This is a genomic window from Flavobacterium sp. SM2513 (assembly GCF_050908145.1).
Classification (GTDB): Bacteria; Bacteroidota; Bacteroidia; order Flavobacteriales; family Flavobacteriaceae; genus Flavobacterium.
The window spans coordinates 1,362,445-1,374,185 of sequence record NZ_CP194228.1; the positions used below are offsets into that span (position 1 = coordinate 1,362,445).

General features: G+C 39.7%; 3 protein-coding genes. 2 read left to right on the top strand and 1 reads right to left on the bottom strand.

The window, feature by feature from the left end; genetic code table 11:
- Positions 1 to 208: 208 nt before the first annotated feature.
- Positions 209 to 3,982: a choice-of-anchor J domain-containing protein gene (locus ACQ5J2_RS05350; RefSeq protein WP_432672702.1), complete on the bottom strand. Its 3,774-nt coding sequence runs from the start codon at positions 3,980 to 3,982 to the stop codon at positions 209 to 211.
- A gap of 727 nt (positions 3,983 to 4,709) precedes the next feature.
- On the opposite strand from ACQ5J2_RS05350, the gene ACQ5J2_RS05355 reads away from it, so the two are divergent.
- Together ACQ5J2_RS05355 and ACQ5J2_RS05360 are read left to right on the top strand one after the other, a co-directional pair.
- Positions 4,710 to 11,216: a T9SS sorting signal type C domain-containing protein gene (locus tag ACQ5J2_RS05355; protein WP_432672703.1), complete on the top strand. Its 6,507-nt coding sequence runs from the start codon at positions 4,710 to 4,712 to the stop codon at positions 11,214 to 11,216.
- A gap of 142 nt (positions 11,217 to 11,358) precedes the next feature.
- Positions 11,359 to 11,484: a hypothetical protein gene (locus tag ACQ5J2_RS05360; protein WP_432672704.1), complete on the top strand. Its 126-nt coding sequence runs from the start codon at positions 11,359 to 11,361 to the stop codon at positions 11,482 to 11,484.
- Positions 11,485 to 11,741: the final 257 nt, after the last annotated feature.

Genomic DNA, 11,741 nt, shown 5'->3' on the forward strand with positions numbered 1-11,741 from the left:
GTTATATTCTTAGCAATTGTTTACGGAACAAACATGCTACAAAAAAGTGTAAAGCCCTTGCATAAAGTGAATTAGTGTTTTTTTAAAATAAAGTAGGCTATTGGGAAACATCTAAATGTTTGGTGGTTTTTTTAAAAAGTTAAGACTCCTTTAAACAAAAAACCTTCGGAAATTCATCCGAAGGTTTTGTAAAAAAAAGTGTAAACGTTTATTCTTTGATCACTTTAATTGTCTTTGTTTGGTTTTCAGAAGTGACTTTTACGATATAACTTCCCTTGGATAATGCGGACATATCGATTTTAGCAGAAGTAGCATTGACTGAATTATCACTAACTTTTTGCCCTAGTAAATTATAAACTACAATGCTTGAAATATTTTGTGTAGAGGTCAAAGTGAGTACCTCCTTCACAGGGTTGGGATAGTAGCTAACGTTTGTAGTATCGAAATCACTGTTCGATAAGTTAGGTGCATATTCCACTTTGAAATCATCTATTCCTAATGCATAAGAGGAACTTCCATCAGCTGTATAGCCTACAAGGATTAGATACACCTCTTCTTGTCCGTAGAACAATTCTGGAATATTTATAAGAAAATTATAAAAACCTGTGGATCCCACTACTGGTTGAACAGTGGTTTTAGAAAATTGTTCTAAAAGCAGTTGAGCTCCGACTAATGAAGGTGTAGTGTTTGCATATACTGTATACTTATCAGTTGCATCCGCACTTAAATGCCTGTGAAGGTATGTGTTAATTCTAATAGGTGTTGCTGCAGTAATTGTGGAGAAGTTAAACGGTAGTGAATATAATACTGCTGTTGAGGCATCATAATCCTTATAAAGAATTTTTGAACCAGAAGCCGATGCATTGATATCACCAAAAGGAGTGGTAACCGCTTTCCAATTATTAGTTCCTATTAGCACTTCCGTATCCCAACAAGCAGGAAGTTGTTCTGCAACTGTAAATTCAAAACTTTCCATTGTAGTAGCCTCAATAGTAGCAGCCATACAAAGCGTAGTAACTGTTTTTGGGCCTACCCACGCTCCATTTTCGGTTCCACAAACGGAACGCACCCAAACCGTATAGGTAGTTGCGACTTCTAATTCATTTATCGTGTAATAATTGGTCGTTAAAACTGCGCTAGGAATAAGTAATGAAGGATCAGTAGCATTGACATCTCCATAGGCCACTTGCCAATTCGCTTCAGTACCACCTGCTGACCAGTTCATCTCAACTGATGAAACAGAAGTGGCTACCGCTGTAAGGGAAGTTATATCAGCACAAAGTGGTGCCATTTCCCAAATTATGTCATCTATATATACAGAAGTAAAAGGAGTATTCGTATTGTGACGGAATGCTAGAAAAGTATCTGTCCCGTTATAACTGCTAAAGTTTACAGTATATGCTGCATAAGTTGACGTAAGATCAATAGTATTCATTTCACTGAAAACAGCATTACTCGTGGTGTTGTTTACTGTACCTACTTGAAGGCTTCCAGTATCACCACTACTTTTAGCGAAAAATTTTACTCGGTGGGTTCCAGCGGCTACATTTCCCAAGTTGGGCGAAACCAGCATTACATTGGAGGTGGTTGCGGTTGCGTTGTCGTTGTAAATTCGAGCCACTCGGCTTTCTGAATAATAGTCAAAATCAATCACTTTTGCATACGCAGTAGCGGAAACACCAACGCCATTTTTAACTGAAGACCAGCACGATGGTAAATTGCCGTAAGCGGTATTGTCAAAATTTTCATCCAATGTATTGATGGATACGCAAGGAGTTTTAAAGGTTATTGGTCCGATCCATGCGCCATTTTGGATGCCACATACGGATCTCACCCAAACCTTATAAGAAGTATTCTCCGTTAAAGCCGTTAATGTAGCTTCTGGAGTGACTGATGGAGCAGGAGCGATAGGGGTTAACGTATTGGGGTCCGTTACAGTTGTAGGGCCATAAACGATATCCCATTGGGTTTCGTCTCCGGATGTCCAGTTAATAATTGAAGTACTGGTAGTAACTTCAGAAACGGTTATTGCTGTTACATCTGGACAAGACGGTATAGGTTCCCATATCACATTGTCTATAAAGATGGATTGGTTCTGTTCGGCTGTGTTAAAACGGAACGCCACATACGAGTCGATATCATTAGTAGTGGTAAAGTCTACACTATATTCCGTATAGTTTGCCGTTAGGGCAATGGTTTCTATAATTGTAAAAGTACCGTTACTTGTTGGAGTATTGATTGTGCCTAGTTGAAGGCTGCCTGCAACGCCACTACTTTTTGCATAGAATTTAAGGCGGTGCGTTCCTGCTGATAGATTGGTTAACTCCGGAGAAACAAACAGCAGGTTTGTGGTTGATGGAGAGTTACTATTGGCGATTTGAAAAGTACAGTTCCCTTCGTATGTATTGTAATTAATTACTCGGATTTGGGCATATTGAGATACCCCTTCGCCATTTTTAACAGCCGACCAACAATCAGGCAATGCGTTATAAGCATACGAATCAAAATTTTCATTGATTACATCGGTAGCATAACAGGTCGTTTTGAATGTTTCTGGCCCTATCCAACTTCCTAGATTCCCTTCGCAAACCGAACGCACCCATACCTTGTAGGTTGTGTTTTCTGTTAGATTAGTTAATACGGTTTCCGGGTTATTTGATGGTGCAGGCGAAACAGGAATTAGTGTTGAAGGATCTGTAACTGACGCGGGTCCGAAAACGACATCCCATGCAGTTTCACTTCCATTCGGTTGCCATACAATAGTTGCCGACTCCGGCTGAAGGGTAGCGGCGGGTATTTCTAATTCAGAGACCGCTGTACATAAAGGGGCCAGCTCCCAACTGATGTCATCTAAATATATCGATGAAAATTGTGTTCCATTATGACGAATAGCGATAAAAGAATCTGTTCCTTGATAAGCCGTATAATCCACGATATATTCTTGAAAAGTATTACCTACAATGTTGATGGTTTCAAGCACAGTAAAAGTGCCGTCCACTGTTGATTGATTCATTGTCCCAAATTGAAGGCTTTGTGTACCCGCTCCTGCCCTTGCGAAAAACTTCAAACGATGCGTTCCCGCATTTAAATTACTTACTTGCGTCGCAGTTAATATAAGATTCGCTGTGGTAGTCGCATTTGCATTGTATAATTGAACTGAACGATAAGGGCTTGAACCCGTACCTACAGAAGTACTTACACGTGCATAAGAACTTTGAGAGGAACCGATTCCGTTTCGTACCTGATTCCAGCACACAGGCAGTTGTGCAAAAGCAGTTGTGCTAAAATTTTGAAAGAAGGATGTTACTTGTTCGCACTCCGTGGTAAAACTCAAAGCGCCATTCCATGGGCTGAATTCGTTGCCACAGTTGGCTCTTACATAAAATTGATACTTAGTTCCAGGCGTTAGATTCGTATACGTGTAAAACGAATCAACTGTTACATCTAAGCCTGTTGTTGAGGCTGTTGGAGGTGTAGTGCCTTGTGGTACTACCAGTACTTGCCAAGCCGATTCTTCTCCTTGGGCTTCCCAATTAAAAGTGGCAGTGGTGGAGTAGATATCTGAAACGGTATAGTTTATTGGTGTTGGGCAAGTAAGCAATGCCATAATACTTGCTGTATTGTCCGATTCTTCGTAGCTACAATTCACATTTTCCGAATAATGCAATCTAATTTGTGTGGAAGTTATGGCTTGAACCGTCAATGGGGACTCGCCATGTGCGATTACGTTATTAGACCAGTCTGTTACTGTGATGTATTTATTGGAGTTGCCTTGTTTGTAGTTAAAAAGATAATCTGTACCTACTATTAGTCCAGACAATTGTGAAAATTCATTAGAATAAGAATAAGCTGTAATTTGTTGACTAAATCCAAGATTGTTTGAAACAAAATTGAAACCCGGATTTTGAAGTGTTCGGATGCATTGGCTGTAGCCTCCCATTATTGAAAACAAAAAGAGGAGTAAAAGTACATTTTTTTTCATTGTATAGTTTAAAATTATTTGAGGCAAATCTATACAGAATAAATAACATTTTGTTATATTTCACAAAGAACAATGAGTCTACAAAAAAGCCTATTCTTCTATTAATCATTGATTTAATCAAATTACGGTTGGATGAGCACTGGTTGTTCGGAGTTTGGAGCATTGTGGTGGAAACTTTAGGTGACCCTTCCTGCGTTACGGTGACAAAGTGGGTAGTGCGTGGTTGTTGAGGATGCTTTTTTAAGCTGCTGAAATTATTTCAGCAGTACAAAATGAGGCTTTTACCTTGTGCTAAATGGAAGTTCCATTTTAGGGCTGACTTCATTTTTTGGTTTTATTTACATCCCGCAGAAAATCGTTTTTTGAGTTGAAAAGTAGCTGTATTAATGAAATAACGGCTTTTATAATGGTTTGTTTAATAGTCTTTTATGTTGTTTGTCGGAAAAAGCGTACCTTTCAACTAGTAAATTTAAAATTTAACACATTTAAGGTACTAACTTTTAATAAAAACACAAATAATCGCTTAGATTTGTTAGTATAAAAGGTTTTACTACATAATTATGACTCTCAGCCAAAAAAAACAATACCCGCCCTTTCGCGCACTTATACCTAAATGGGTGCAAAAACCTAGGTGTACATTCCTAGCTCCCTGCTACTTCCTCACCGTCTGTTTTGAAATCAATTTTGTGATTTCTTGCAGTTTTTTTTACTTAAAAAATTAACGATTATGAAAAAAAAATCAGGTAATTCAGAAAACACTGGAAACTTATTTGCTCGTTTTTGGTATGTACTTTTGTTACTGTCGGTTACTACTGTCGGTTGGGGACAGATATTACAATGGAATACCTTCGGGAATGCAGGCACAGAAACTTCAGAGCCAAGTTCTTTTAACAACGTTAATATTAGCTCATCAAATTTGACATTGGGACCAGGTATTGGTGCTTTCCCTAATGGTGATAGATTTGGGGGTAATTATTGGTTTGATACAGGTAATTCAAATTCTTCTACATTGGTACAAGCTATAGCAGGTGACAATTATATTCAATTTATTGTAACGCCAAATACGGGTTTTTCATTCACTCCTTCACAATTTGTCTTCCAGTGGGATAGTTCCGCAACTGGTCCTAAAAATGTTGCGTTACGATCTTCTGCAGATTCCTACACCACAAACTTGGGCACAATCGCACCTACTGCTGCAATCGCTACTGCAAATACTATTTCAATTTCTGGTCTTTCGAATATTACCACTGCAACAACTTTCCGATTATACGGGTATGGAGCAACAGCTGCTGCTGGAACTGGCGGTTTTGATACTTCTACAAATACGGTAAATGTTTCATTAAGCGGCACAGTAACATTTGTAGGCAAAACATCAATCACCACCGGAGATTGGAACACGGCCGCGACGTGGACGCCTTCTGGTGTTCCATCAAGCTCGGATAATGTAACAATCGCTTCAGGACATATTGTAACAGCTACCAGTTCCATAACTAGAAATTCAGGAACAACCACTATTGTAAATGCAGGTGGCACTTTGGCAACTGCGCAAAATTATATTAACAATGGAACTACTGCAGTGAATGGTTCTTTTCGATTAAATGCAGGGGGTTGGGTTTCTGATGCAGGGGGTACAAATAGTCTTGTTTACGGAACTACCGGAACGCTGATTTTTGATACAGGGGGATTATATGGCGCTAATAACGGTAATTATTGGCCGACTGTAAATGGTCCTTTTAATGTGACGGTAAAGTCTGGCACGCTTGAATTGGGTTTTAATAGAACAGTAGCGGGATTGTTTGACATTTCGGGGTCGGTAACTTTAGCTTCCACTTTAACATTAAACGGAATTTGTCAATTGAATGCGGGAAGTTTTTTTAATAGTTCCCCCATTTATGGCCCATCCTCTGTATTGGTTTATAATATTGGTGCGGTTTACGGTAGAGGTTTAGAGTGGAATGCTACTGCTGGGGCAGGATACCCAAGTTCCGTGCAACTTATAAACAATACCACGCTGAATTATCCAAACGCTGGTGCTTTCGGTGCTGGACCTTTTAGCACAAACTTAGCTATTGCAAAAAATCTTACGATTGATTCCGGTTCATCCTTATTTATGGGTTATGGAGATAATGCTAATAAATCGGGGAGTCTTAGTATAGGAGGAAACTTAATAAACAACGGAAATTTCGGATTGGGAAATGCTATTGGTGGTGACTTTTATTTGGCAGGAAATTGGACGAAAGGACCGGCGAGTAACTTTTACCCAAATAGCAGAGCCGTATTTTTCAATGGAACCACTGCTCAAACTATTACTGGAGCCACTACTTTCGACTATTTATTCTTAAACAGCTCGGCAGGTGTAACACTTGCGAATGCTGTAGTTGTTAACAATCAACTTGATTTTAGTAATGGAAAATTAAGCCTTGGTACTAATGATTTAACGATTGAAAGCTCAGGAACCATCAATGGAGCAACTACTTCAAAGTATGTTGTCACCAATTCAACAGGGCAATTAAAAAGAACCGTTGGAGGCAGTGGTATTTTATTTCCCGTGGGAAATACTGCGTATAATCCTATAACCTTCAATAATTCTGGAACCGCTGATGTCTATGGCGTACGAGTGGCAAACGCAACTCCGGCAGGAGCTAATGCTACCAAAACCGTTTCAAGACAATGGATTACTACCGAAGCGGTTGCTGGAGGAAGTAATTTGTCCGTCGTAGCCCAATACAATACAGGAGAAGCAGGTGCGGGTTATGCAGCGGGAACTGATAACTTTATAGGACATTATAATGGAACCATTTATACCCAACAAGTTGCAGCCACCCATTCAGGTGCAAATCCTTTTACAGTGGCTTCAAACGCAAACTTAACGCCTTCCGATCTAACTACGGGAACGCAATATTTTGCTTTGGGTAGGGATAACGGACTTATGTTAGTAGCTACTAATTTGATAATAACCGCTATTACTCCTGCCTCGCCAACCGCAGGAAATGCATTTAGCGTGACGGTTCGTTCGCAAGATGCCTACGGTGCTTTTGCCAGTGTTTTAGCAGCCACTTCTTTTACCTTAACCACAAATGGAAATGCAGGTACAATCGGCGGTACAGTTACCGGGACAATTAACCCTGGAACAAATAGCGTTACCGTATCAGGCGTAATCCTGCCCAATGCTGGAACGGGAGTTACGATAACCGCTACTAGAGACAGTGGCGACAGTTTGATAGCAGGACAAAGTGCGACATTCATCGTTTTAGGAGTAGCCACTAAATTGGATTTTGGAACCGCGCCACCTGCAACAGGGAATGCAAGTGTAAACCTAACTACATTTACCGTTAGAGCATTACGGGCTGATGATACTTTAAACAATACTTATACAAGCAGTATAACGATTTCAAAAGCATCCGGTTCAGGAACGCTGTCCGGAACGTTGACTGTGAATGCTGTAGCAGGAGTGGCAACTTTTAGCACGGCTCAATTTGATTTGGCAGACACTTATACGATTTCTGCAACAGCATCCGGATTGACAGGAGTAACTAGTGGGAATATCGTTATTTCAGCAAATCCTGCTAATGGATTTTTTAGAAGTAACGTTGCTACTGGAAATTGGTCTACAGCTGGTAGTTGGCAATCCTCAAATGATGGAAGTACGGGTTGGATTACTGCTGCAGCGCCACCAACCGCTGCGGCAAATGTGATTACCATAAGAACTGGACATAACATTACGGTAGCAACTAATGTAACAACGGATCAATTAATTATAGCAAACGGCGGACAACTAACCGTTAACTCTACATCGGGAACTTTAAATATTAGTAACGGAACAGGAACTGATATTGATATTCAAAGTGGTGGAATTTTGCAAGTCACTGGAACGGCTACTTATGCATCAACAATTATATTTGCAACTAGCTCCTCTATGAATGTAGCTGGAAAAATCACAATTGGAGATGGTGTAGCTACTAACGGTAGTGGTTACGATACCTTTGCTACTGCATCTTCTAGCCAAATTATTTGGAATAACGCTGCCATTTATGAATGGAATTCTAATGGTGCTTTTACTGCAAGCGGCCTTGTTTTTTTTCCTGGAGTAGTGGCTTCAACTGTACCTATCTTTAGAATTACTAAAATCCCTGCAACAAGTGTAGGAGGTGGTTCAGATACGGTTATAAATGGTTTATTGCAACTGAACGGTGTCAATCTGAATTGGCAAGGAAACAGTTCTAAAATATTTAGAAATGGAATAGTTGCACTAGGTACTGCATCAATGATTAGAAATGCTAATTCGGGTCCTTGGCAAATAGGCGATGCGTCTGCTGGAACAGCCGAAATAGGTGGATCAACAGGCATTTTGACTTTAACCAACCCTAGCGGTATTTCTATTACTTCTAATTGCACTGCAACGTTAACCAGTAATACTACAATCACTTCTGGAGGTATTTCACATTTTGGAATACTCGATTTAGGAATTTATGCCTTTTCAGGTACTGGTACTTTTGCCGCTCGAACAGGTTCTACAGTCATTACTTCAAACACTGGCGGTTTGGTTTCTGCAATTGCAGTTGGAGGCACAAAAACTTTTGAAGTTGGAGCGAATTATATTTTCAACGCCAATACTACTACTCCATTTCCTACAGGAACTTTTGGCAATCCGGCAAGCCTAAGATTTAATAATGCCAATGTGGTTTCTAATCGAACCAATAATATTACGGTTTCAGGAACTGTTGATGTCAAAGGCACTTCCTCTTTTGCATTAAACCCAACGACAAATGACCTTACCTTAGGAGGCGTTATGACAATTGACCCAAATGCTACTTTTGACAATGGCGGTGAAAACCAAATCAATAATAGCGGGGGAACTGGATCCATTGTAATAAACGGAACCTTCATTACACAGCATACAAAAGGATTTGCAGGACCTACCACTGCTATACCTAGTATTACACCTACCCTTGCTAGCAATTCTACTGTTGAATATGCTTTGAATGGTAATCAAATCATTTCTACTTTTAATTACTACAACATCACCTGCAGCGGTAGTGGTACAAAAACAACTCAAAGCTCCATTAGCGTTGACACGAATGGTTTGGTAAAAATAACAGGAAATGCAACCGTAGATGCTACTTCGAATTTAGCCGCAACAAGTGCGAACAATACCGCTTTTACGATGGACGGTGGTCGATTGATTTTAAGAACAGGTGGCACACAACCTAACATGCGGGGCACCTATACTTTAACAGCAGGCGTGGTTGAATATGCCGATACTTCTTCTAAAACAATCCGAAATGGTTCTTACCAAAATATTGAAGTTACGGGAACTAATGTAGGAAATTCAAATGGTAACATTACCTTAAATGAAAATGGTTCGTTCACAGTAAAAACAGGCGGTATTTTCACTATTAATTCCAATGCAATCGTTGGTCCTGTAGGAACACAAACTTTAAATGTAGAAAATGGCGCAGTTTTTAAAACTGGCGATGCTCAAGGATTTTACGGCACCACAACTACTTCTGTACGAGACGATATTGAAACCATCAACCTTCCAATGAATAGTACTGTTGCGTATTATGGAAGTGACCAAACGATAACGGCATTAAATACAGGTAACAAATACGGAAAACTACTCGTGTCTGGAACCGGAACGAAAACCTTAAATACGACCGATATTGAAGTAGATAATAGTTTAGAAGTAACTTCCAGCTTGCTTAGTATTGAAGAAGGAAAAACACTTACTGTGAAAAATGGCATCACTACTGTAAATGATGCGGTTGTAGTTGCAAATGGCGGTAGTATCATTCAGGTGACTGATGAAAATGTAAATACGGGTAAAATTGCAGTTGCAAGAACGACCCAACCCATGAACAAATATGATTACACCTATTGGAGTTCACCGGTTGCTGGAAATACCTTGCACGATTTATCCCCGTTGACACATGTGAATCGGTATTACTCATACAATCCTGATGCTACCACTCCTACACCCAATTGGACTGCTATAACAGGTGGTGCGGCAACAATGGCTGCTGGGCAAGGATATATCATCAGAGCTCCTAATGATTATGCAACTGATACTTATACCGCTTATAATGGAAGCTTTAGTGGCGTTCCGAACAACGGAACGGTAAGCATTGGTGTTAGCGGTTCTGCTACGGTGGAGAAATATAATCTAGTGGGAAATCCTTATCCTTCCGCTATTAGTGCCAGTGATTTTGTGACTGCAAATGTGGGAGGAAGTAATAATGTCGTTCAGGGAACACTTTATTTCTGGACGCACAATACGCCATTTTTGAGTTCGCCCACTTATACGTATAGTACGGGTGACTATGCAGCATGGAATGGCTCAGGTTCTGTTGCTACCAATAATGGAGGAACAAGCGATAACAATGCGGCTCCAGATGGAAATATCGCTGCAGGTCAAGGTTTCTTTGTACAAGGAAGTGCCACTGGTGGAACCGCTGTTTTTAAAAACACCATGCGGGTGAAAGGAAATAATATGCAGTTTTTTAAATCGAATCCTGCTGAAACGGCTAATAATGCAAATGCATCTTCTACTTCTGAACCAATCGAAAAAAGTCGGGTGTGGTTAAATTTACAAGGCGGAACTAATGGATTTAGTCAAATGCTTGTAGGTTATATTGCAAATGCCACAAATGATTACGACACACTTTACGACGGCCCTTCTTTTGGTGGTAACTCCGTAACTTTTTATTCAGTTTTAAGTGCTAAAAATTTAGTGATTCAAGGTCGTGCCTTGCCATTTGTTCCTACCGATGAAGTACCAATTGGGTATAAAACAACCGTGACTGGAAACCTAACGATTAGTATTGACCATGTCGATTGCTTGATGGAAAATCAAGGCATTTATTTAAAAGACAATGTGTTGGATATCGTTCATGATTTGAACGCTTCTTCTTATACATTTGCAGCGGTTCCGGGAACATTCAACAATCGTTTTGTGTTGCGATACTTACCTGCCGAAGATTTGGCTAATCCAACGTTTGATGAGCAAATTAGCAGTGTAACTATTCGTAAAAACGAGGCTGTCTTGCGGGTGAATTCGCCTTATGAAACGATTGATGAAGTAATGGTTTATGACATCATGGGACGTCTTATTTTTGAGAAAAAGGACTGCAACAACACTACTTTTGAAGCAAGTCATATCGTTTCTAGCGACCAAACTTTAATTGTAAAAGTTAGGTTGAGTAATGGTGGGGTGGTTACTAAGAAGGTGTTTTAAGGAGGTTCGTTATTATGCCGGGTCCCGTGAAGATTGATTTTATTAAGGACAAACTGAACGGGGTTATTACTTATTCTCGCATGAATGGTCAGATGACTTGGGTAAAATTGTCGTACGACAGTTATTCGACGTATATGAACACATGCGTCCTTTGTTAATACCAGATGTTCCCGACAACTGCGAATATATGGCTATTGCAGTAATCCGTGACGAAGAAGTACCGCTACAAAGCAGTATTATTGAGGCTATTTTTGGGGATAATCAGTAGGATTATGTCCGGATGCATGAAAATGACCACAGCATTTATTTGTTGTGGTTTTTTTTGGGGTAGATAAAGAATAGATGGATTAAAAAAGTAGATAGTACATACTTGTAAATTTGAAAATATGTAGCACAACTACCGCCTTACGAATTATAAAATAATGTTGCTAAGGGACTGGGTTTATCCGATTTATTTTAAAAATTAAGTACGAAAACTTGTAATTCACTACGAGTCAATGTTAAACAAAACAAAATTTTAATTAT